The 21,051-nt window shown below is 66.2% G+C and carries 20 protein-coding genes and 1 pseudogene; 10 read left to right on the top strand and 11 right to left on the bottom strand.

Annotated features, from left to right (window positions below; genetic code table 11):
• The first annotated feature begins 63 nt into the window (after positions 1–63).
• The 3 genes from PZE19_RS06915 (at position 64) to greA (ending at position 3,031) form a co-directional block, all read left to right on the top strand.
• Positions 64–819 (top strand): ABC transporter ATP-binding protein, encoded by a 756-nt coding sequence (locus PZE19_RS06915; RefSeq protein ID WP_303652527.1) that lies wholly within the window; start codon positions 64–66, stop codon positions 817–819.
• A 74-nt stretch (positions 820–893) separates the two neighbouring features.
• Positions 894–2,171 (top strand): ABC transporter permease, encoded by a 1,278-nt coding sequence (locus PZE19_RS06910; protein WP_277859840.1) that lies wholly within the window; start codon positions 894–896, stop codon positions 2,169–2,171.
• Between the two features lie 380 nt (positions 2,172–2,551).
• Positions 2,552–3,031: a transcription elongation factor GreA gene (gene greA / locus PZE19_RS06905; protein ID WP_277859839.1), complete on the top strand. Its 480-nt coding sequence runs from the start codon at positions 2,552–2,554 to the stop codon at positions 3,029–3,031.
• A 59-nt stretch (positions 3,032–3,090) separates the two neighbouring features.
• Here the strand turns inward: greA and PZE19_RS06900 are convergent, their stop codons facing one another.
• From PZE19_RS06900 to PZE19_RS06885, 4 genes are all read right to left on the bottom strand, one after another.
• The gene (locus PZE19_RS06900; RefSeq protein WP_277859838.1) at positions 3,091–3,825 is read right to left on the bottom strand and encodes an RluA family pseudouridine synthase; all 735 of its coding nucleotides are present in this window, start codon (positions 3,823–3,825) and stop codon (positions 3,091–3,093) included.
• The gene (locus PZE19_RS06895) at positions 3,822–4,286 is read right to left on the bottom strand and encodes a hypothetical protein (protein ID WP_277859837.1); all 465 of its coding nucleotides are present in this window, start codon (positions 4,284–4,286) and stop codon (positions 3,822–3,824) included. The genes PZE19_RS06900 and PZE19_RS06895 overlap by 4 nt, the downstream gene beginning before the upstream one ends.
• Positions 4,287–4,407: 121 nt before the next feature.
• On the bottom strand, positions 4,408–5,031 hold the full coding sequence (locus tag PZE19_RS06890) for a superoxide dismutase (protein ID WP_277859836.1): 624 nt from the start codon (positions 5,029–5,031) through the stop codon (positions 4,408–4,410).
• Between the two features lie 198 nt (positions 5,032–5,229).
• The gene (locus tag PZE19_RS06885) at positions 5,230–6,780 is read right to left on the bottom strand and encodes a matrixin family metalloprotease (RefSeq protein ID WP_277859835.1); all 1,551 of its coding nucleotides are present in this window, start codon (positions 6,778–6,780) and stop codon (positions 5,230–5,232) included.
• Positions 6,781–7,595: 815 nt separating this feature from the next.
• Here PZE19_RS06885 and PZE19_RS32885 point away from each other — a divergent pair.
• A pseudogene (locus PZE19_RS32885) lies at positions 7,596–8,282 on the top strand (dienelactone hydrolase family protein); the annotation flags it as partial.
• A gap of 216 nt (positions 8,283–8,498) precedes the next feature.
• Complete coding sequence (locus tag PZE19_RS06880) at positions 8,499–9,656, top strand: hypothetical protein (RefSeq protein WP_277859834.1); 1,158 nt, start codon at positions 8,499–8,501, stop codon at positions 9,654–9,656.
• A gap of 431 nt (positions 9,657–10,087) precedes the next feature.
• On the opposite strand, the gene PZE19_RS06875 is transcribed toward PZE19_RS06880, so the two are convergent.
• On the bottom strand, positions 10,088–10,480 hold the full coding sequence (locus PZE19_RS06875) for a hypothetical protein (protein WP_277859833.1): 393 nt from the start codon (positions 10,478–10,480) through the stop codon (positions 10,088–10,090).
• Positions 10,481–10,637: 157 nt separating this feature from the next.
• Here PZE19_RS06875 and PZE19_RS06870 point away from each other — a divergent pair, with 157 nt between their 5' ends.
• Entirely contained in the window at positions 10,638–11,861 is a 1,224-nt protein-coding gene (locus tag PZE19_RS06870) for an efflux RND transporter periplasmic adaptor subunit (RefSeq protein WP_277859832.1), read from the top strand.
• 10 nt (positions 11,862–11,871) lie between these two features.
• On the opposite strand, the gene PZE19_RS06865 is transcribed toward PZE19_RS06870, so the two are convergent.
• The gene (locus PZE19_RS06865; RefSeq protein ID WP_277859831.1) at positions 11,872–12,789 is read right to left on the bottom strand and encodes an NAD-dependent epimerase/dehydratase family protein; all 918 of its coding nucleotides are present in this window, start codon (positions 12,787–12,789) and stop codon (positions 11,872–11,874) included.
• Between the two features lie 90 nt (positions 12,790–12,879).
• Between PZE19_RS06865 and PZE19_RS06860 the strand changes: the two genes are divergently transcribed.
• A complete protein-coding gene (locus PZE19_RS06860; RefSeq protein WP_277859830.1) occupies positions 12,880–14,208 on the top strand; it encodes an SGNH/GDSL hydrolase family protein in 1,329 nt (442 codons plus the stop codon).
• Here PZE19_RS06860 and PZE19_RS06855 read toward each other — a convergent pair.
• A complete protein-coding gene (locus PZE19_RS06855; RefSeq protein ID WP_277859829.1) occupies positions 14,171–15,181 on the bottom strand; it encodes an N-acetylmuramoyl-L-alanine amidase in 1,011 nt (336 codons plus the stop codon). The two genes, PZE19_RS06860 and PZE19_RS06855, sit on opposite strands and share 38 nt — an antisense overlap.
• Positions 15,182–15,312: 131 nt before the next feature.
• Between PZE19_RS06855 and PZE19_RS06850 the strand changes: the two genes are divergently transcribed.
• Together PZE19_RS06850 and PZE19_RS06845 are read left to right on the top strand one after the other, a co-directional pair.
• Positions 15,313–16,344 carry a serine hydrolase gene (locus PZE19_RS06850; RefSeq protein ID WP_277859828.1) on the top strand — a complete coding sequence of 344 codons (1,032 nt, stop codon included), beginning with the start codon at positions 15,313–15,315 and terminating at the stop codon, positions 16,342–16,344.
• Between the two features lie 76 nt (positions 16,345–16,420).
• Positions 16,421–16,918: a hypothetical protein gene (locus tag PZE19_RS06845; RefSeq protein WP_277859827.1), complete on the top strand. Its 498-nt coding sequence runs from the start codon at positions 16,421–16,423 to the stop codon at positions 16,916–16,918.
• An 18-nt stretch (positions 16,919–16,936) separates the two neighbouring features.
• Here PZE19_RS06845 and PZE19_RS06840 read toward each other — a convergent pair whose 3' ends face one another.
• The 4 genes from PZE19_RS06840 to PZE19_RS06825 form a co-directional block, all read right to left on the bottom strand.
• Positions 16,937–17,323 (bottom strand): acyl-CoA thioesterase, encoded by a 387-nt coding sequence (locus PZE19_RS06840; protein ID WP_277859826.1) that lies wholly within the window; start codon positions 17,321–17,323, stop codon positions 16,937–16,939.
• 47 nt (positions 17,324–17,370) lie between these two features.
• Positions 17,371–17,949, bottom strand: coding sequence for a phosphatase domain-containing putative toxin (locus PZE19_RS06835; RefSeq protein WP_277859825.1), 579 nt, complete (start codon positions 17,947–17,949; stop codon positions 17,371–17,373).
• The gene (locus PZE19_RS06830; RefSeq protein ID WP_277859824.1) at positions 17,915–18,700 is read right to left on the bottom strand and encodes a protein-tyrosine phosphatase family protein; all 786 of its coding nucleotides are present in this window, start codon (positions 18,698–18,700) and stop codon (positions 17,915–17,917) included. The genes PZE19_RS06835 and PZE19_RS06830 overlap by 35 nt, the downstream gene beginning before the upstream one ends.
• Before the next feature lie 300 nt (positions 18,701–19,000).
• Positions 19,001–19,498, bottom strand: coding sequence for a helix-turn-helix domain-containing protein (locus PZE19_RS06825; protein ID WP_277859823.1), 498 nt, complete (start codon positions 19,496–19,498; stop codon positions 19,001–19,003).
• 882 nt (positions 19,499–20,380) lie between these two features.
• Between PZE19_RS06825 and PZE19_RS06820 the strand changes: the two genes are divergently transcribed.
• Positions 20,381–21,025: a hypothetical protein gene (locus PZE19_RS06820; protein ID WP_277859822.1), complete on the top strand. Its 645-nt coding sequence runs from the start codon at positions 20,381–20,383 to the stop codon at positions 21,023–21,025.
• Positions 21,026–21,051: the final 26 nt, after the last annotated feature.

Raw genomic sequence — 21,051 nt, 5'->3', positions numbered from 1 at the left:
GACGCACCCCCGGCGGCCGACAAGCCCCTCGTGTCGATCGTGGACGTGCGAAAGACGTACGTGATGGGGCACGCCCCCTCCGGCGGCGGGATCTTCCGCCGCGGAGGGCCCAGTCAGACGGTGACTGTGCACGCCCTTCGGGGCGTCACGGTCGATTTCTATCCCGGCGAATACGTCGCGATCATGGGCGCTTCGGGATCGGGCAAGAGCACCATGCTCAACCTGCTCGGCTGCCTCGACCGGCCCTCCAGCGGCCAGTACTTCCTGGGCGACCGCGACGTCTCGCGGCTGGACGACGACGAGCTGTCCGAGGTCCGCAGCCGCTACCTCGGCTTCATCTTCCAGTCGTACAACCTCATCCAGCAATACACGGTTCTGGAGAACATCCAGCTTCCGCTGACATACCAGGGGGGCGGCGAGCTCAGCCCCGAGGCCGTCGAACGTTCGATCGAACTGGCCCGCATGGTGGGCCTGGCCGACCGCCTCGACCACCGCCCGACCCAACTCTCCGGCGGTCAGCAGCAGCGCGTGGCCATCGCCCGCTCGCTGATCAACGACCCTTACATCATCCTCGCCGACGAAGCGACCGGCAACCTCGACACCAAGACCAGCCATGAGATCATGGAAATGCTCCAGCGCCTCAACGAGGCGGGCAAGACCATCATCATGGTGACCCACGAAGACGACATCGCCGAGCACGCGAAGCGGATCATCCGCATGCGGGACGGCGTCATCATCGAGGACGGCCCCAGCCCGCGGATGATCGCCGCCCAGCAGGCCGCCGAACGGGCCTCGCTCGCCGCCGGCGTCGAGGCCTGACCGCCGCCGCTCTCGACTCGCCTCTCGCCCCCCTACTCCTCCGCCCGAACCCCGTCGGTCAAGGAATCGAGCCCATGCGACGCATCTGGCGCGGCTTGAAACTCGGCATGAAGAGCCTGCTGCTGCATAAGCTGCGGTCGGGCCTGACCGTGCTCGGCATCGTCTTCGGCGTCGCCGCGGTCATCTCGATGCTGGCCATCGCAGAAGGGTCGAGTCGCGACGCCCAGGAACGCATCCGGGCCCTGGGGGCGACGAACATCATCGTCCGATCGGTGAAACCCAGCGACGAGGCCCAGGCCACCGGCGGCCGGCCCTCGCGCATCCTGAACTACGGCATCAAGTACGACGACTACGACCGCATCATGGCGACCGTCCCCACGATTCGCAAAGCCTTGCCCATTCGCGAGATCCGCAAGCAGATCCGCCGCCTCCAGTATTACCTCGACGGCCGCGTGGTGGGGACGACCCAGGACTACGCCGAATTCAACATGCTTCTCATGGAGCGTGGTCGTTTCCTCACCGCCGCCGATAATGAAAAATACCAGAACTATGCCGTCCTAGCGTCCACCACGGCGAAGACCCTCTTCCCCTATGAGGATCCGATCGGTCAGTCGGTGAAGCTGGGCTCCGACTACTACACCGTGGTCGGCGTGACCCGCGAGCGTGAAAGCTCGGCGGGCGTCGGCGGCAGCCTCGCGGCCCAGGACTTCAACAAAGACGTCTACATCCCGCTGAACACCTGTCGCGTCCGGTTCGGCGAGAAGATCGTCAACAACCGGTCGGGCTCGATGGAGGCCGAGGAGACGCAGCTCTCGCAGATCACCCTGCAGGTGTCCAGCATCGATCAGGTCCAGCCCACGGTACCGGTCATCAAGGCCGCCTATGAGCGTTACCACGGCAAGAAGGACGTCGAGATGACGGTCCCCTACGACCTGCTGCTGGAAGCCCAACGGGCCGCTCGCCAGTTCAGCATCATCCTGGGGACGATCGCGGCGATCTCGCTGCTGGTCGGCGGCATCGGCATCATGAACATCATGCTGGCCACCGTCACCGAACGGACCCGCGAGATCGGCATTCGCCGCGCCCTTGGGGCGAAGCGGAAGGACATCACCCAGCAGTTCCTCATCGAGACCGTCGTGCTATCCGGCGTCGGAGGCCTGCTGGGGGTCTCCGTGGGGATCGCGATCCCGCGGATCATCGTCTACTTCATCCCCGACCAGAAGGCGTTCGTCACCGGCATGTCGGTGCTGCTGGCGTTCGGCATCTCGGTGGCCGTCGGCATCCTCTTCGGCCTCTACCCCGCGCGTCGAGCCGCCATGATGGATCCCATCGAAGCCCTTCGCCACGAGTAATGCCCATCCATCCGGCCGCCTCGCACGCGAAAGCAGCGGCCGGTTCCGCGGAAATGCGACGCCCCAGATCGCAGGGGTTGGGCTTGCATCGCTGTACAGGGATTACTAGGCTTGATTGCTGATGGACGTACCCGGATGCGATCTACGCGTCTCGGCCGTCTCATTTTTTTTGCCCCGGGCGCATACCCGGGCGTAACTCGGAGACATGGGACCCGATCTCGTCGTTCCCGACCACGTCGCCCTGACGACGACGACGCTCAGCTCGAACGGCCGACGGCGAGAGCCGCCTCGGCGAAGCGCCCCGACCCGCTCGCGTCGCCGCGATCCGGCGGCGCGAATCGCGCATTCTGCAACAGTGATGAAGATGGGAGCAGTTCGGCATGTCCACCGACCGTATTCCGATGTCGAAGGAAGGCTACGAGAAGCTCAAGGCCCAGCTCGACAAGATGAAAAATGAGGACATGTCCCGGATCGCCGAGCAGATCGCCCTGGCCCGGGGCTTCGGAGACCTCTCCGAGAACGCCGAATTCGATGCCGCCGTCGAAGCTCAGGGGATGCTTCAGGCCCGGATCAACGACCTGCAAGACAAGCTCAGCCGCGCCTATCTCGTCGACAAGACGAACATGCCCAAAGACCGCGTGGTCTTCGGCTCCAAGGTCCGGGTCCTCGACCTCGACATGGAAGAAGAGGAAGACTTCATCCTCGTCGGCCCCGGCGAAGAGGATTACGACCAGAACCGGATCCTCCTCACCAGCCCCATCGGCCAGGGCCTCGTCGGCAAGAAGGTCGGCGACCAGGTCGAGGTCCCCATCCCCATGGGCACGCTCAAGCTGAAAATCGTCGAGATCGGCTGCGAGTGACCTGAGCCCAGGGGATGGCGGTCCGCGGCAACAGCGCTCGGTCCGCGACAGCCGGCGCTTCAGGCCGAGGCCGTCCCCGCGTCGATTCCTTGAACCGACCATGAAGTCGGGAGCGGCGCGACCAGGATCAAGGGTGCCGACGTCGTCGGATGCCGCACCTGCAACGATCGGGCGTGCAGGGCGATGCCGGGGCTGAACGCCTCGCGAGAGCCGTAAATTGCGTCGCCGATGATCGGGGTGCCTCGGCTGGCAGCCTGGACGCGCAACTGATGTGTCCGCCCTGTCTCGGGCCAGAGTCGCAGCCAACAGCGATCCGTTGGTAGCCGGGTCGCCACATCGACCGAGACCCGCGTCTTCGCCATTCGAGCTCCGGGCGTCCCTTCCGAAACGACGTGCACCACGCCCGACTCGTCGGCGGTGGTCAGCCAGTCGACCCACGTCTCGCCGACCGGAAGAAGCGGCGACGCTCGAGCATCGCATGCCGGAGAATCGGGCGTCTCGACGATCGCCCAATACTCCTTCACGGCCTGCCGGGCCTCGAACTGGCCGGCCAGGCGACGGGCCGCTTTGGGGGTCTTGGCCCAGAGCAAGACTCCCGAGACAGGGCGATCGAGGCGGTGGACGATTCCGAGGTAAGCCGCTTCCGGCGCGGCCGGGTCGAGATGGCGTCGCACGTCCTGTTCGAGCGTCGTGTCGCCGGGAGGGGCCCAGGTCCCCTGCGTCATCTGTCCGGCGGGTTTGAAGACGCCCAGGCAATGCTCGTCTTCGAACAGGACGCGCAATCTTGAGTTCATTGTTCGACCGTCGGGGGACGCGCCTTCAGGTCTTGCGTGAGCGACTTGGCCGCGGAATTGCCAGTGTCCAGCAGATCGTCGGCGATTGCACCAGGACTGGGGCCGGCGGTCGGATCGAGGCCCGAGGTTCCTGGCGGCCCGTAGATGTTTGCGGTCGGTCGCGCGACGTTCTCGCCCGCCGTGGGGGTCCCGTAAACCGGTGCTTTGTTCCGGGCCCGCGCGAGCTGATCGTCGGCCGACGCTCCGGGTCCCAGGTTGTAGGCGGTCGAGGGCGTGTTGGCGGGAGCTGGGTGTGGCGCCGAGCTGAACCCGACTGACGACGGCTGATCGCCCGTGCGTGCGTACGGCTTGCCGGCCGGGACCTCGCTCTTCGTGCTCCGGCAGCCGATCGAGGCGAGCAGGGCCGCGACCAAGATCCCGCCGAACACCGCACGCGAACAGGAAACTTTGGGTCGATCCATCGACGAAACCTCCATCCCTCCGGGAAATCGCGACCGGACGCAGCGGGCGCAAGCGCCCGCGCGTCCCGATCATAGCGTTCGCGAGAGGCCGGTCAAGGAGACTCGACATGGCCCCGACCGGTCATTTCCCGCTCTTCGCGGCGTCGAAGCGACGGCCGACCTCGTCCCAGTTGATCACGTTCCAGAAGGCCGCGATGTATTCGGGGCGGCGATTCTGATACTTGAGGTAGTAGGCATGCTCCCAGACGTCGAGGCCAAGGATCGGCGTCGCACCCTCGGAGAGCGGGCTGTCCTGGTTGGCCGTCGACGTCACGGCGAGCTTGCCGTCCTTGCCGACCGTCAGCCACGCCCAGCCCGACCCGAATCGCGTGGTCGCGGCCTTGTTGAAAGCCTCCTTGAACGCCGCGAAACCGCCCAGCTCGGATGCGACGGCCTCGGCCAGCGCGCCCTTGGGCTCGCCGCCGCCCCCGGGGCCGATGATCTGCCAGAAGAACGAGTGATTCGCGTGCCCGCCGCCGTTGTTTCGCACGGCCGTTCGGATCGCTTCGGGGATCGCATTGAGGTCGGCGATCAGCTCCTCGATCGGCTTGCCCTGCAACTCGGGATGGTCCTTGAGCGCCGTGTTGAGGTTGTTGACGTAGGCGGCGTGGTGCTTGTCGTGATGGATCTCCATCGTCTTGGCGTCGATGTTCGGTTCCAGGGCCCCGAAATCGTACGGCAACGGGGGTACGGTGTATTCAGCCATTCCTGTCGCTCCTTGTTCCCTGATTCTGTGGGGGCGCGGCCGAAACGAACGCCCCGGGCCAAAATCGGCCAGGGGCGATGTCGCGCCGACCCGGGTGCGCGGCGGTTCCACGTCCCGGACAGGCTACCACAGGCCGGACATTCACTCAAAGGAGGGCAGGCAACTCCCGCGCCGCGACCGTCCGGGGAAGTTCGAGCCTCAGACGATCGCCGCACGCATCGCCGCGGCCCACGCGGGGGCCGCACGGACCTGGAAGGCCTCCGGCTTTGCGATGGTTTCCTGATGAGCGAGGCTCTTTCCCAGCACGAGCCGGCGCTTCCCGGACGCCACCGGGTTGATGGCCAAAGTGTAGTCGGCGATGCCCGTCGATCCCGGGGCCTGGGTTCGGATGACGAATGAGGCGTTCCGGGTCGCCGAGACGTTGACGGCACCGGTACCCTGGGCGAGAACCCGTCCTCGTGAATTGAGGACCTGGATATACGAGCGGCCGGCGGAGACCTGGTAGACTCCGGCGGCGCCGGCCTGGAATGAGAAGAAATCCACGTCGGCCGTCGGCAGCGTGAGGCCCGTCAAGAGGCCCTGGGCCAGACGTCCCAGCTTGGTCGCGGAGGCCGACGAATTGTTCAGCTCGAAGCGATCCGCGGCGATCGTGACCGATGTGGAGTGCACCGGAGAGGCCGGCGTACTGGGCGGGGTCGGGACCGGGGTTGGTGTAGGCGTGGGCGTGGGCGTGGCGACCGGAGGCGTCGGGATCGAGGGGCTCTGCGACATCGAGACCGTGAAGCTGTAGGACCCGACCGCAAAAACGTCGCTCGTGGCGCCGGTCACCGCCGCGTAATAACGTTGGCCGGGGACGATCGAGGACATCGAGGCCGTGGCGTCCGTGCTCCACTTGGTCGCATCGGCGGCCTGGCCCATGAGGTTGCCGCCGGCGTCGTAGACCATCACCTTGGGGCTGAGCATGCTGGTGTTCGAGGCCGAAGCCGTCACCTGCCACGAGCCGCTTGCGTAGCTCGGCGCGACGAAGCTGAACCACTCCACGTCGCCTATCTTGGTGAGCGACGCCGAGGAAGCCGTCGAGGTCCGGGCGCTCGTCAGGACGCTCGTGAGGTCGATCGGCTTGCTCGAACTCAGGCCGTACCCCTGGCTTTCGTACATGTCCGCCTGGCGGGCCCCGTAGATCGACTGGATGCCGGCGATGTCGCCGTCAGTCAGGCCGTTGACGACCCCCCCGTAGACGGCCCGCATCACGACCTGACTACTCGACGGGTGGTCCAGGCCCAAGGAATGGCCGGTCTCGTGGAGGATGACGCTGTAGAGGTCGTAATTGGCCCCGATCGCATAGGCCATGCCCAGGTTGACATCGACGTCGCCGCCCGCCGAGGTGCCTTGCGGGGGCGGGAAATACGTCTGGGCGAGGGTGCTCAGGTTGCCCACGTACGTCGAGCCGCCGATCCGGATGTCTCCGAAACGCGGATCGCCCTGCGAGGATCCCAGCGAGTTTTCCCGGTAGTTGCCGTCGGCGACGGGGACGAGGTTGATGTTCGCCACCGATTCCCACGTGGCCAGGGCGCGGGCGATCTCGCGCTCCCATACGCCAGCCCCGAGCTTGGAATCGAAGGCGGCGTTGATCCCGTTTATGCCGCTGATCCACTGGACGCCGTCGGGCGCGATGCTGTAAGTGATTCGCGCGGGATCGGCCCAGCGATACCCCGCCTTCACGAGATAGTCGTAACCCGCAGTCGCCATGAGGGTGCGATCTTCCAGCGCCTCCATCAGCGCCGGCCGCCGCCGTCGCGATCCCCGACCCGCCCCCCAACGATTTCGCAGCCCGAGACGCCGTCCGACTTCCCTGCACCCCGTCCAGGACCGCTCTCCGAGCACGCCCTTGGGAAGGCCAAACATGATGCGCTCCGCTCGTCGTGGGGCTCGGCGAGAGTCCATCGGCGCGGGGAATCCTCCGGACCGCGCGACCGGTGGGGCGAGCCGCGGACGCAGGCGTCCGGCATGCTCGACCATTCGATCCGACAGTCAGTCGTCTCCGCCTGATTCGCCGTTCGCTGGCTCTCGCCTCTTCCGACTTCGTCCATCCCTCCCTGATCCAAAACCCCGCTTCCGTGGCGAAGTCCGCAGTCGTCGCCGACGTCGGCCCTTCAGACCGGCGCGACACTTCCCCCGGGGGATTCCAGTGATCGTCGAGGAGAGTCGACGAGCGCCAAGCCTTCCGATCGTGGCGACATGCACCGGGATGATGCTTGTGGCGAACGCGCCGAAAGTCTTGGAGATTCCCCCGATACCTGAAACGTAGGCCACGTTTCCAGAGATTTCCTCAAGATTCGGAGCCGTCCGACCGCACAAGTCGGACGACCGATTCCGTCAGCGAGGGTTGGGGGGATTTCGCGGGTCGCGCAAGCGGGAACGTACACAAGGCCTCATCCTTTCACGGAATCACGCCATCCATCAAAATCAGGGCCCGTCGGCGGCTTGCGGGGCCCCCTGGCGACCGCTAGCCTGGGACCACGGGTCGCGAAGCCGGGGCGAGCCCTGAGCCGGGAGGAGATCGGATGCGGGCGACATACGAGGACGATCCGCGGGCCGCCTTTGGAGCTTTCATTCGACGGGGCGTCGCCGTCGGCTCGGCAGCCCCGACGAGCCCGGACGCCTGGGAAGCGCGACTGCGGTCCGTCGAGCGGGGACTTCGAGCTTCCTTCGGGCTCGACTCCGTTCCGCCTTGCGATCTGGATCCCGAGGTCCTCGGGGTCGTCGAGCGCGAGGATTACCTGATCGAGCGATTGACCTTCCAGAGCCGGCCTGGCGTCCGCGTGACGGCCAACCTCTTCCGCCCGCGAAAACTGGAAGGTCGGGCGCCCGGCGTGCTCGGCGTGCACGGCCATTGGCCCTGGGCCCGCATCGACCCGGTGGTCCAGGCCCGGTGCATCGGCCTGGCCCGCCTTGGCTACGTGTGCCTCAGCGTGGACGCCTTCGGCTCGGGCGAGCGGGCCGTCGTGCCCGGTCCCGGGACGTACCACGGCGGCCTCATGGGGGCGGCCTTATGGGCGTCGGGAGTGCCGTTGATCGGACTCCAGGTGCACGACAACCGTCGTGCCGTGGACTATCTCGCCTCCCGGTCCGAAGTCGATCCGACGAAGCTGGCGATCACCGGAGCTTCGGGCGGGGGGAACCAGGCGCTTTACGCCGGCGCGCTCGATGACAGACTCAAAGCCGTCGTCCCCGTCTGCGGGGTCGGAACTTATGAGGCCTACCTGGAGACGGCCTGCTGCATCTGCGAAGTTATTCCCGGCGGCCTGCGATACGCTCGAACAGGCGACCTTCTGGCGATGATCGCGCCCCGAGCCCTGCTCGTCGTGAGCGCCAGTCGCGACGCCCCGCAGTTCAGCGTCGGTGAGGCGACCAAGAGCCTGGCCCAGGCGAGGCCGAGATTCGAGGCGCTCGGATCCGGCGAGCGAGTGCGTCACGTCACGATCGACTCCGGCCACGACTACAATCGGCCGATGCGCGAGGCGATGTACGGTTGGCTGGATCGGTGGCTGCGGGGAAGGGGCGACGGTTCACCGGTGCCGGAGCCAGAGGTCCGTCACGAGGACCCCGCCCTGCTCCGCTGCTATCCCGACGCGCCGTCCCGCCCCGCCACGATCGTCACGATCCCGACTTTCGCCCATCGAGAAGCCGCCGCGCGGATCGCCGCCGTCCCCCGGGCCCCCGATCACGTCCAGGCCTGGGAGGCCGAGGCCGTCGCGATCAGGGCCGCGCTAGCTGACGAGGTCCTCGGCGGGCTACCCCAGGCGGCCCCGCCGCGTGCGAAAGTCGCCTTCGATGCGAATCGACGACTCTGGACGATCGAAATGAGCCCCGAGCCCGGGCTCTCTCTCCGAGGTTTCCTGCGAGAGGCCTCCTTAAGAGAAGGGGAGGTCGCGCCCCAGGGTCTCGTGATTCTCTCCGGCGAGGAGGACGTGACCCCGGAGTCGGCCCTTGCCATGGGCCAGGCGTGGGTTCGCGCCGGTTATGCGACCTTCGTGGTTGAACTTCGCGCATTGGGCCGGTTGAAGCCCGACACGTCGGAGGTCGCCGGTGCCGTCGATCACAATGAGGCGGAATGGGGGATCTGGATAGGTCGGCCTCTGATTGGCCAGTGGGTCTTCGATCTGCTCCAATGGATCGAAGTCATTGGCGAAGTCCAGGCCCGCGTTTCCATCGGCGCGAACGCGATCCTCGCGCACTTGCCGCTCAGCCTGCATGGACGCGGAGCGACGGGTACGGCGGCGATCCTCGCATCGGCGTTTGCGCCGAAGGTCACGACGACCGTGGCCGAAGGAAGCCTCGTGCGATTCGTCGGGCCGGTGCCTCTTCCATGGAGCAGCATACGCATGGGGCTGATCGCGCCAGGGATCCTCAAGTTGGGGGACGTCGGACGACTCGCCAGCCTGACGGCCCCGCGCCGGCTAGTCGTCGTCGGGGGTGTGGGGACGGACGGCGAGGTGCTCCCTAAAGACCAGTTGGAAGCCGCCTTCGTCCATGCCAGGACCGTCTATGGAAATTATTCCGCCGACGCCGCCCTGGTCCTGAAAACCTCGCTCGAGGAGGCGGGGCTCCCACCGGAACGCTAGCCGACGGGGGCAACAAGACTTTCCGACGGCGTGACGGTCCGGAGGCGTGGGTTTTGACGCCGATTTAGAGCAGGATTGCGTCTCGACGTGCGTTGACCCGGGTCGTGGACTTCCGATAATCAAGATGTCGGGATGCGACGACTTACGCCATCGGCCCCTTGTCGACAGCCGGTGGCTCGGTCACGCCTGGATCTCGGGCCCACGCCGGGACGCGTTCGCACCCTGCTCGGCCGCGACATCCCCCTCGGACGTCCCATGCAAGACCAACCGATTCCCGCCCCGCAGATCCAACTGGAACGCCCCAGCTCTCGTTCGTCGCTCGGCTTGCGACTCGGCATCCTCCTGGCTGTCCTTGGGACGTTCGGGGCCGGTGCCTGGGCTTGGGGCCGGGGGTACAGGCCGTCGTGGCTGGATTCGCAGGAAGCTCCCGTCTATGAGCTGATCGCAGTCGATCGGGGTGACATCTCCCAGTACGTGGTGGAATTCGGGACCATCGAGAGCGCCTCCGACGCCGTGGTGCGCTGCCAGGTCGAGGCGATCACCGGCCTGGTCGGCGGGGCGAACGCGACCGGCACGGGCGGCGCCCGAACGGGGACGTCGACGCCCGGCGGCGGACAGACCTCCTCGGCCGCGGCCCAGACGGCATCGGCACCCGTCGCTGCCGCCACGAAGAAGACCTCGAGCTCGGCGACGGCGAAGACCACCACCTCCGGATCGAGCGGCTCGGCTTCGGGGAGCTCCGGTTCCTCCAGCTCCAGCTCGTCTTCGACCAGTGCGTCCGCCAGCAGTGGTTCCGCCTCCGGCGCGGCCACCGTCAGCGGCAAGCCGACGATCCGCAGCTTCTCCTATATGGTCACCAAGTACACCCCCTTGAAACGGACGACCGCCAACTCGTCGGCGGCCTCCAAGACGGGAGTTGCGGGCGGCCAGGGTGGTGGTGGGGGTCGCGGTGGACGTGGAGGTGGCGGGGGTGGTGGAGGGATGGAGGAGAAGCCGGGATCGACCCGGATCATCTCGATCCTCCCGGAGGGGACGCCGGTCAAGAAGGGTGACCTGGTCTGCGAGCTCGACTCGGCGTCGTTCCGCGACGAGTTAAAGGCTCAGCAGATTCGCTGGCTCCAGGCCAAGTCCTACGTCGAGCAGGCCGCCTCGATGCTCGCGGTCAATGAGATCACCCTCCGCGAGTATCGCGAAGGCATCTTCCCCCAGGACGTCCAGCTCGTCCGCCAGTACGTACAGACCTGCGAGATCGACCAGGATCGGGCTCGACGCAACGTCGAATGGTCGCGCGGCGTGAAGGAGAAGGGTCTGCGCACCAGCTCCCAGCTCCGCGCCGACGAACTCAACCTCCAGCAGGCCGAGTTCGTCTTGAGCGAGGCGAAGGGGATGCTCGTACGCCTGGAGAAATACACGGGACCGAAGATCCTCAAGTCGCTTGAGGCGAAGCTTGCCTCGATCCGGGCCGACAAGCTCGCCCAGGACGCCAGCTTCGCCCTTGAGGTGGAGCGGCTGCAACGTTTGGAGAAGAATATCGCGGCCTGCACGCTCAAGGCCCCGAGCGACGGCGTCGTGGTGTACGTCAGTCAGTCGAACGGTTGGGGACGCGTCGAGATGTCGATCCAGGAAGGCGTGACGGTCCGCCAGGACCAGCCCATCTTCCAGCTCCCCGACCCCAAGCGGATGCGTATCAAGGCGCGAATCAATGAGACGAAGGTCGCCCTGCTCCGCAACGGCCAGGAGTGCTCGGTGAAGATGGACGCCTACCCGGACAAGCCCCTCCGCGGTCGGGTGACCGACATCACCGCCATCTCCACCCCCGTGAACGGGCCCTTCTCCGACGTGCGCGTCTACTTCGCCCTGATCTCCGTCGAGGATGCCTTCGAGGGGCTGCGTCCCGGCCTCAGCGCCGAGGTGACCTTCCTGCACGATCGCCGCACGCAGGTGGACCGCGTGCCGATCGCCGCGGTCCGCCAAGTCGGCGGCGAGTCTTTTGTGGCCGTCTTCGACCGCACGCCGGCCGCCAAGGATAAAGCCGCCTTCCACTGGCAGAAAGTCGACCTGGGTCTGAGCGATTCCGACTACGTCGAAGTCGTCTCGGGCGTCCGCGAGGGCGACCGGCTGGTCGCCAATCCCCTGCACCTGGATCCGCCTGCACCTGCGTCGACGCCTACCCCGACCTCGCGGATCGCCTCCGCCGCGCCCTGAGATCGACCTTTCAGATAGACTGCGCCGCGGCGACGAGTTGGCTGATCGTCCGCTCTAACAGCTCGGTGCCGCCGAAAGTCATCCCAAGCCCCTGGATGCGGTCGGTCGCAATCTGATTCTTGGGACGGGTCTCCTCTCCGGCGATGAGTCCGTCGGTGCCCGAGATTCGCCGGGCGATCTGAGCGACCTCGTACTCGGATATGTAGCGGTCGCAGCAGTTGAACATCTTACCCGACACGGCCTCGCCATCGGCAGTCAGCAGGATCTCGACGCCTCGGGCGACGTCGTCCGCGTGGACCTCCTTGCCGCCGCGTCGGCACTCGACCGGACGACCGGCGGCGACCTCCCGGATCAGCTCGAACCACCTACTCTCCTGCGGACGACGGGCCAGACCGTAGACTCCGCAAGGCCTGAGGGCGCAAATGGGCAGTTTGCCGCCCAGCCCGTAACTCGCGACGAACGCCTCGATCGCCGCCTTGTGGGCCCCGTACTGGTTACTGCTCCACGTCGGATGCGTCTCGTCGAGCGGCCGATCGGGCAGGATGAGGTCGTGGACGGCGCATGACGAGATGAACACGAACCGGGACACGCGCGCCTCCCGCGCCCTCTCGATGAGCCGGAGCGTCCCCATGACGTTTCGCTCCACGAACTCCAGGACGTCCCCTTCCGCGCCGCGGAAGCCGGTGCCGGGTCGGTCGAGGGCCGCGTGGACGACGGCGTCGACCCCGTCCACCAGGTCTCGGGCCGCAAGGTCGTCGCCAAGGCCTCCCTGGATCCATGTCAAGGATCCGGCCGGCGGCGACTTGGGGAAGCCGCCGACGTCGCTCGCGGGGCGTCGCCAGCAGACGAGTCGGTGTCCCGCTCCGATCAGTTGTGAGACGATGGAACGGCCGACGAATCCCGTCGCACCGGTCACGGCGATTCTCATGGATCAAGCCTCCCCCAGCAGTGACTCGCGCCCCGAACGCCGCGCGTCCGCGCGGCGGCCGAGCCGGGGCACGACGTCGGAGACGATGATATGGATCACGCGCCTCCCCCCGCCTCCGCCAGCCCCTCGCGCCGCGTGCGTCGATTCAAGCGGTTCATCATACTCCTGACGCTCGCGCTCGTCGCCGGCACGATCGCCTCGTTCCGCGTAGGGCGGTTCTACGCCGTTCAGGGCGCGAACGCCGCCCGGACGGCCGTCGTCCGCTGGGTGACGGGTCTGGGGCCGGATCGAAGCGAGATCGAGGCCGACTGGGCGCGGAAGAGACGGCGGGCCGTCGAGGGCACGACCGAGGTGTTGACGAAATTCTACGACGGCACGGACGAGAAGATGCGGGCGCTATTCCGGACCGCCGGAATGGATCCCGAGCATGGGCTCGTCCGCTACGGCCGGGCCGACCAAACATTCCTGCTGTCGTCGCAGGTCTTCGAGCCCGACGACCAGGGCCGTTCCTACCGGCTTCGGCCCAACACCCGTTCCGTCTGGCTGCGACAGGTCACGCTCCACAACGGACCCTTCGGCCTCTTCCAGGTGATCGACGCGCCCGCCCAGCGCCAGGCCGCGGGCGAGGCCGGCGCGATCGTCGACGAGCCGTCGATCACGACGACCAACTCGTGGGGATTACGCGGTCCCGAGCCCGATCCCACGGCCCCGTTGCGTGGCGTGGTCCTCGGCGACTCATTCATGCAGGGCATGTTCAACGGCGACGACCAGACCCCGCCGGTCTATTTGACCGCGCAGCTCTGGAAGCTGGAAGGCGTGCGGGTTTCGGTCGCCAACACCGGACACATCGGCTACTCGCCCGAGCAGTATTACTACGCGTTACGCGAGTACGGCGAGCGGATGAAGCCCCATTTCGTCGTGGTCAGCGTCTGCCCCAACGACTTCGGCGAGGGCTTCGACATCCTCAAGGGACGCGCCGACTGGCTCGACGAGGCGGCCTACTGGATCGACCTCATCTTCGGCTGGTGCCGATCCCATGACGCGATCTGCGTCCTGGTCCCGGTGCCGACCTATCCTCAGGTCGAAAGCAGCCGCAAGGACGGCTTCTACCCGGGCCTCGTCAACAACATCTTCCCAGGGCCGCCCGCGAACTATTGCGACCCGCTGGAGAGGTTCCTCGACGAGAACCTGCAATTCCGGAAGCAGGCCAAGGAGACCGGCGCGAGCATGGCGCGCAGCCCGCTCTACAACCGCCACATCGACGACGACCACTTCTCGCCCAAGGGGGCCGACGTCTGGGCCGAGTACGTCGCCCGCCGGGTGTCGCTTCTGATGGCCACGTCGGGGAGGTCGGCCAGCCCCTCCCCGCCGGGCCCGAAGGTCACTTCCCGGCCATCTTCGACCGAGCCCCGTCGATGAGCAGGTCCCACTGGAAGGCAGGGCCGGGGTCCGTCTTGTTGGTCTGAACGTGGTAGTGGCCGAGCAGGCCCTGATAGGCGTCGAATTCCGGTCGCGCGAGCGTATCGAGACGCAAGGACCCCGAGGCGTCGCGGGGGTAGTCGCACTTGATCTTGGGGAAGACCGAGCAGAGGGTGGCGGTGAGCCTCATGAGGGATTCGTACTGGGCCTTGGTCAGGTCGTACTGGGCCAGCTCCTCGCCTCGGATCTTGCCCTTGATCAGTTCGTCGCGGGCCGGGGCGAGCAAGGCGCCCGGGTTGTGCAGACCGTTTTCCTCCGGGCTGCCCGGGAGCTTGATCTTCACCCGGCCGTCGGCGTCCTTCTCGTACCACTTGTCGAGCGACGCGGTCCGTCCGGGCGAGTAGGCGCCCATGTTGGCGATCTCGATCCCGATCGAGCGGCCGTTGGCGATGGTGGCGTGCCAGGCGGCTTCTTTCAGGTCGAGCGTCTGGTAGATCGTGCCGTCGACGTCGAGCATGAAATGGACGCTCAGGCCGCGCTCGTCGTGGAGGACGCGAAAGCAGCGCTGGCTGGTGCCGCAGACGTCGTAGTGGATCACGAACTGGTCGACCACGCGCTGCAGCAGCGGCAGGTCCCAGCCGCCGGCCTGGACGCGGGCCAGCTCAGCTTCCGAAAGGCCGTTCTTGCGGACGCCGAAGCGAGTCGGCGGCAACGTGGACTTGGCCTTGTCCGGGGCGCTGAAGTGCGGCGCGACGCGATAGGCGTCGTAACCGCCCGGATCGGTCCAGAGCACGACGGGGGTCGTCGTATGGTAGAGCTGGCCGCAGACGACGATCTCATCACCCTGGCGATCAAGTCGCGCGCCCGGCTTGGGCGCGTCGGCCGCCGTGGCGACGAGACAGGTGGAGGCTAGGCCGAGAATTCCGAAAGCGGTGAGGCCGCGCATCGAGGCGCGGAGCGAAGGCGAATGCAAATCGATCTCCTTACATCAGCATCCAGGCGGGAACGGACGAGGAGAGGGCTAGGACTGGACTCGCGGCGCAGGGCGAATCACAATTGAATTTTGGGCCCGCCGCAACGACGACACAAGCGGAATCCTCCATCATGCCCGATTCGATACGTGAGCAGATCGTCACGCGGCCTCGCTGTTCCGGCCGCCGGGCCGTCCTCATGCTCGTCGCGGCCGCGACCCTGGCGCTCGGCGCGAGCGCCGACGCCGCGCAGGAGCCGACGCCGCCGACCGCCGCCGCTCCGCCGTCGCTCGCGGAGCGGATCGAGAAGCTAACGAAGGCGCACAAAGGGAAGGCTTCGGTCGCCCTGAAGAACCTCAAGACGGGCGAGTCGTACAGCCTGGCCGCCGACGAGCCGATGCCGACCGCCAGCCTGATCAAGTTCCCGGTGATGATCGAGGCTTACCGTCAGGCCGCCGAGGGCAAGATCGACCTGAACGCGCCCGTGACGCTGCGGAAGCAGGACAAGGTCCCCGGATCGGGCATCCTGACCGACCATTTTTCCGACGGCGCGATCTTTCCGTTAGTCGACGCCGTTCACGCCATGATCGCCTTCTCCGACAACACGGCGACGAACATCGTCCTCGACGCGATCGGGATCGGCTCCACCGCCGCCACGATGGAGAAGCTGGGCTGCCCCAACACCAAGATCCACTCCAAGGTCTTCCGTCGCGACACCTCGGTGTTCCCCGAACGAAGCAAGCTTTACGGACTCGGCAGCACGACGGCCGCCGAGATGGTCAGGCTCTTCGAGGAGCTGAACGCCCGCAAGCTCGTCGACGAGAAGGCGAGCGAGGCCATGTGGAAGCACCTGCTGAGCTGCGACGACAAGGCGAAGTTCCCCCGCTTCCTGCCGCCGGGCACGAAGGTCGCATTCAAGACCGGCAGCGTCGACGAGAGCCGCACCTGCGCGGGGGTCATCGAGACCAAGGGGGGGGCCGTCGCGCTCTGCGTGATGACCACCGACAATGAGGACCAGAGCTGGACCGACGACAACGCCGGCAACCTCCTCTGCGCCAAGGTGGCACGCGAGGTCTACGACTACTTCACGGCCAAGGCCCAGCCCCCGAAGCCCGAGCCGGCCTCGGTCAAGCCCGCCGAGGCCGCGTCGCCGGCGTCCAGGTGAGGGTCGGGTTCCGCTCCATCATCGGTCGGCAGGTCGGAAGGGGCCGGCCGACCTCTTCACGAGGAAAGGCATGATCATGGGTTTCCTCAGCGCCCTCCGAGGGTTCCTCGGCGACAAGTCCCGCCTCGACGCCTCGGAGGAGTCCCTTGAGCGTTTCCGCGACGCCTGGGGACTCGATGCCGATCCGGAGGAGGCCTCCGAAACTCCGGGGGAGTCGACGCCTGGGCCCGACGCTGCCGCCGCATCCGAGTTCGACAAGACCCAGTGGCGGCGCAAGCTGCACCACATCTTCGAGAAGTACCCGGCATCGAGCGGCGAATGGCCTCTTCTGATGCGTGAAGCGAGAGCCCTGAAGCTCGACGACGCCATGGTCGCGTCCGGGACGAAGGGCGAGTTCATCATGATGATCAGGGCTCTCATCGCGGATCGCAGGCTGAGTGAAGAGGACCAAGTCCGGGTCGAGGAGGTCCGCAAGCTGATCGGAATGAGCGAGGAACAGGCGGCGGCCGTCGTCCGCTCGGTCGTAGTCGACGCCGAGCGGTTCTTCGGGGGCGACGTCGTCATCGAGGACTGACTTCCGTCCCGTCGTCTTTCAGCGAAGCATCTCCGGTAACGCCTGCGGCTTGCCCGCGCGGTCAACGCAGGCGAGCGTCGTGCGACCTTCCGCCAGCAGAAGTCCGTCGCGCAGGAGCTTGTATTCGTGGACGATCTTGACGTGCGTGACACGCGCGACCGACGTTCTCAGGGTCAGCAGATCGTCATAACGGGCCGGCTGGCGGAACTTGCACTCGAGGTCGACGATCACGAGGAAGAAGCCGGCGTCCTCGACGTCCCGATAGGTCTCGCCGCGAGCGCGCAGCAGCTCGGTCCGGCCGATCTCGAAATAGACCGCGTAGTTGGCATGATGCAGGAGACCCATGCGGTCGGTCTCGGCGTACCGGACGCGGATCGGCGTATCGCAGGTCACGACCTCGTTCATCGCCTCATCCCTCATGGCTTGGGCGCCGCAGCGACCATTGCGGCCGATCAACGCCGCGTGGGTCCGACTTCTCCCGCCGTCTGGGGGGTCGGCGGGGGCGTGATCAAGATCAGGGGATAAGGGTCATAAGGCCAATCCTCGCGGCTCGGTTTTCCCGGCCGGTAGCCGGACTCGGCCCAGCGCCGGAACACCTCGGGCCGATGCTCGTCGCCCTCTGATTTCAACCACGCCTCATACTGATCGATGGCTTCCGACATGATCCGGCCGTCGCCGACGGGGAGGTAGAGATAACGTAACGCGAGCTGGGCGCGAGCGTCGTCGAGCGTTGAGCCCTCGCGCAGCAGCTCGGCGATGGCTGAGACCAGGCCCGTCCGCTCCGATCCCCATGCGCAGTGGATCAGGATCGGATAACGCATCTCGTCTAAGGCGCGGATCAGTGTGCGGAGCTGGATTCGGGACATCCAGACGCAAGACGAGAGCGAGACGTCGACCTGGGTCGCCCCGGCGGCGAGGCTTGCGGCGCGTTCGTCACGGTACCACGACTGATTCGGGTTCGGCCCGCGGAGGTTCAGGACCGTGCGGACGCCGTGGTCACGAAGGGCCTTGGCCAGATGCGTCGGCGACATCTGCGCCGATCGGAAGATCCGGGCCGGCTGCACGATCCCGAAGTTGTCGTGCGCCTGGTTCCAGCCGATCCAGGCCGTCGGGCCCAGGAGCAGCAAGGCGAGCATCGCCAGGGTCTTGCGAACGAGCCGTCTGCGCGTGCTTGCCACTCCCGACCTCCCAGTAGCCGCTGCCGGGTTCCGGGGCCAGCGTCTCCTGGACCCGCGCGAATTCTTCTATCAGGAATTGATCGTTGCGATCGACGAGCGCGTCAGGCCGGGCCCAGGAGTAGGCCGAGATGGTTTCCCATGCCTGTCTCGCAGAATACCCCTCGTGCCGGATCAGGTAAGCCGCATGGGCCAGGCTCGTGCGATGATGTCCGGCGACGCAGTGGAAAAAGACGGGCTGACGTGTAGGGTCGGCCAGCAAGTCGGCCGCGATCGCCATCTGCTCGACCGTCGCTCGCGAGCCGCGCATCGGCACGATCACCCAGTCGAGGCCCTGATCGCGGACGACCTGGCTCTGGCTCACGAACTTCTGGTCCGTGGAATTGATGGCGGTCAGGGTGACGATCGTCTTGATCCCCTCGCGGGCGACGATCCGCCTCAGGGGCATCGGCTGCTGCCAGGCCCCACGAACGAGACGACCGGGGTAGACCACCTGGACGCGCTTCTCCATCCATCGATCTCGGGCGACCGCCAGGCTCGCCGCCAGACCCACGATCAGCAGGCCGGAGACGCCGAGTATCCACAGGACCGGGCGACGACGGACCACGCAGGCTCCTTCCGGCGGGGACGTATCGGGATCGGGCGCGAGTCAGAGCTGCGCCGCTCGTCATTCCGTGAGCGTCGGCATTCTAGCCAGAACGTCCTAACGGGCAAGGTCAACAACGACCTGCGAAGCCGACGCCAATCTTCGCGGCACCATCGCCGCGCGCAAAACGAAACGAAGCCTGCATCCCTAAGAGATGAGGTCTTGGATCAGGTCTCGAAATCCAGCATGCGTAGTGGATTCAGGTAAGGCGGGCAAGGACACCCCCGCCGGGGCGGGGGCGGAAAAAAGCGGATTCTCAATTCACTCGCCGGAGGCCTGCGTCCGGGGCCGGGAGCGACGATTCGGCTCCGCGTCCATCGCGGCCAGGTAGCGGGAAGTCTCGCTCTGGACCGGCGGCGGGATGATCGGCAGGAGCCGGAACGACTCCTCGACGATGCGGGCAATTCCGTCGGCCAGGGGCGACGCCAGGAGGAGACGGAACTTCTCCATCAGCTCATCGCCACGCTCGGTCGGCAGGGGACGATCCAACGACATCATGCCGCCGACGTGGGTGGTGCCCACCGGGGCCGAGTCTTCCCCGTCGTGGTCGCCGAGGAGCGGGGTGGAATCCAACAGCACCTCCAGCGGCACGCCCAACGCCCGTGAAATGCGTCGCAGCGTCCCTGCCTGGGGCTTGCTCGTGTTACCGCGTTCGATCTGGTAGAGCGCGGTACGGGAGATCTTCGCGCGACTTGCCAGCTCGTCGGGGCCCCAGCCCTTGGCGTAGCGCAGGTCGCGAATTCGTTTCGCAAGGTTCATGGAACTTCTCGTTTCTACCATCGGTTCCAACGTCATCAGATCGGCATGATCCGAAGGGACTCGCCCCAATTCCGGGCACGGATCCTACTGTTAATGGAATGGTACGACTTCCCCCAAAAAAATCAATTGCGAAACGGATGCAACGGCCTATAAAAGAAGAATTTCTCAGGAACGGGTGGTTCTAAACGACATTTCGAGCCTGCCGGCTTTAGAACGACTGCCTCGTCCGTCTGCTAGAGTGCCAATCCCCGGGTCAGGGCTTTGAGTTCGAATCGTGTCCCGCCGCCGATCATGAACTAGCTCGCCGGGAGGCGTGGTTTCTGTGGAACATAAGGAAGATGTAAGGACTTCGAAGCGACGAGGAGCCGACTCGAGATATCGACGATTCGAGTCGTGTCGACTTAGCGATGTGCAATTCCCAGGGCGTCTCGTTCGCGTCGCAGGGCCTCGTGATCGATCCTCGCCGTCCGTCGCACAGACTCAACACACCTTGGATGACTGCAAACGAAAAGAGCGGCTTTGCGGACTTCTTCCAGGGGATCGGATGAACATAAACTTCATCGAATTCGATCGATGGTTCGCCACGGAACTCCTAGGAATTTCGGCGGAAAATCTTGAAATCCCCCTTCATGCCTCGATGGGAAAACGCCCAACCTCGATGCGAATCACCGCTTTCAAGAAATCGGCCGCACCTCTGTAAGATCGCCATGCACCCTCGCGTTCTATGTCCATGAGGACGCTTTCTTGACGTGAGGTACGCGTCATGGATGGAGGCGTCGTCACCTCGGGACGTAAGCATGACGCCTGGGGCGGGATGAACCTGTCGCGACGACGGGCATCCGCGACGGTCGACGTCGATCCCGGCCGGGGATGAAGCCGGGAATGACAGGACTCTTCGGAGAGGTCGAGGTCCAGATGAACACCCGCAACCGCATGGTGTTGGCATACTTAGGGACTCGCGAGCCGGCCATGGACGACACTCCCTCCGCCCCATGCTACCGGGTGGGCGAGCTGTACATCGCGGGTCGGACGACCTGGCCTGAAGGTTCCCAGTACGGCTACGGGCCCCATGGGCACGAGTTGACGATCTTCACCCCCGATCCCAGCGACGAGGTCGTCGCCGCCGTCCGTCGCGGCGAGGCGCGGTTCGCGATCAGCGTGAGCGGCCCGATCTTCTTCCTGGCCTACCGTTTCGGCGCCGAGGCCGGCTGGCGCGACGTCCCTTATTCGTGGCATCTCCAGCATCGAGAGGCCCGCGCGACGCCGCCGCTGGACCCCTCGCCCGAGAGCCGGGCTCTGCTCTGGATCTCTCTGGTCGACAGCACCGACGGCCTCGTACTCGCCCAGCGTGGGGTGACTCTCAGCCCGGCCTTCACGCGGACGTTGCACCGGACGATCCGCGATCAGGCGAGTTCGCACTTCGATCCCCTGGAATGCACCCTGACGGTCGCCGAGGCTTCGCGCGAGCGGCCGGAGGCGGCCGATCGCCTTCGACGGGCGACGGCCTGGTCTAAGGGGAATTCCTGAAGACACTCGGGATCGCTCGCGGTCGG

It is taken from the genome of Paludisphaera mucosa (assembly GCF_029589435.1).
In the GTDB taxonomy this organism is placed as follows: Bacteria; Planctomycetota; Planctomycetia; order Isosphaerales; family Isosphaeraceae; genus Paludisphaera; species Paludisphaera mucosa.
Note: the sequence above shows the minus strand (reverse complement) of the source record. Positions and strands in the feature narration are given on the sequence as shown.

Coding starts and splice junctions, on each gene's coding strand:
- PZE19_RS06915 (WP_303652527.1), top strand. CDS start 64: ATGGGGCACGCCCCCTCCGGCGGCGGGATCTTCCGCCGCGGAGGGCCC.
- PZE19_RS06910 (WP_277859840.1), top strand. CDS start 894: ATGCGACGCATCTGGCGCGGCTTGAAACTCGGCATGAAGAGCCTGCTG.
- greA (WP_277859839.1), top strand. CDS start 2,552: ATGTCCACCGACCGTATTCCGATGTCGAAGGAAGGCTACGAGAAGCTC.
- PZE19_RS06900 (WP_277859838.1), bottom strand. CDS start 3,825: ATGAACTCAAGATTGCGCGTCCTGTTCGAAGACGAGCATTGCCTGGGC.
- PZE19_RS06895 (WP_277859837.1), bottom strand. CDS start 4,286: ATGGATCGACCCAAAGTTTCCTGTTCGCGTGCGGTGTTCGGCGGGATC.
- PZE19_RS06890 (WP_277859836.1), bottom strand. CDS start 5,031: ATGGCTGAATACACCGTACCCCCGTTGCCGTACGATTTCGGGGCCCTG.
- PZE19_RS06885 (WP_277859835.1), bottom strand. CDS start 6,780: ATGGCGACTGCGGGTTACGACTATCTCGTGAAGGCGGGGTATCGCTGG.
- PZE19_RS06870 (WP_277859832.1), top strand. CDS start 10,638: ATGGAGGAGAAGCCGGGATCGACCCGGATCATCTCGATCCTCCCGGAG.
- PZE19_RS06865 (WP_277859831.1), bottom strand. CDS start 12,789: ATGAGAATCGCCGTGACCGGTGCGACGGGATTCGTCGGCCGTTCCATC.
- PZE19_RS06860 (WP_277859830.1), top strand. CDS start 12,880: ATGGATCACGCGCCTCCCCCCGCCTCCGCCAGCCCCTCGCGCCGCGTG.
- PZE19_RS06850 (WP_277859828.1), top strand. CDS start 15,313: ATGCCCGATTCGATACGTGAGCAGATCGTCACGCGGCCTCGCTGTTCC.
- PZE19_RS06845 (WP_277859827.1), top strand. CDS start 16,421: ATGGGTTTCCTCAGCGCCCTCCGAGGGTTCCTCGGCGACAAGTCCCGC.
- PZE19_RS06840 (WP_277859826.1), bottom strand. CDS start 17,323: ATGAACGAGGTCGTGACCTGCGATACGCCGATCCGCGTCCGGTACGCC.
- PZE19_RS06835 (WP_277859825.1), bottom strand. CDS start 17,949: ATGTCGCCGACGCATCTGGCCAAGGCCCTTCGTGACCACGGCGTCCGC.
- PZE19_RS06825 (WP_277859823.1), bottom strand. CDS start 19,498: ATGAACCTTGCGAAACGAATTCGCGACCTGCGCTACGCCAAGGGCTGG.
- PZE19_RS06820 (WP_277859822.1), top strand. CDS start 20,381: ATGACAGGACTCTTCGGAGAGGTCGAGGTCCAGATGAACACCCGCAAC.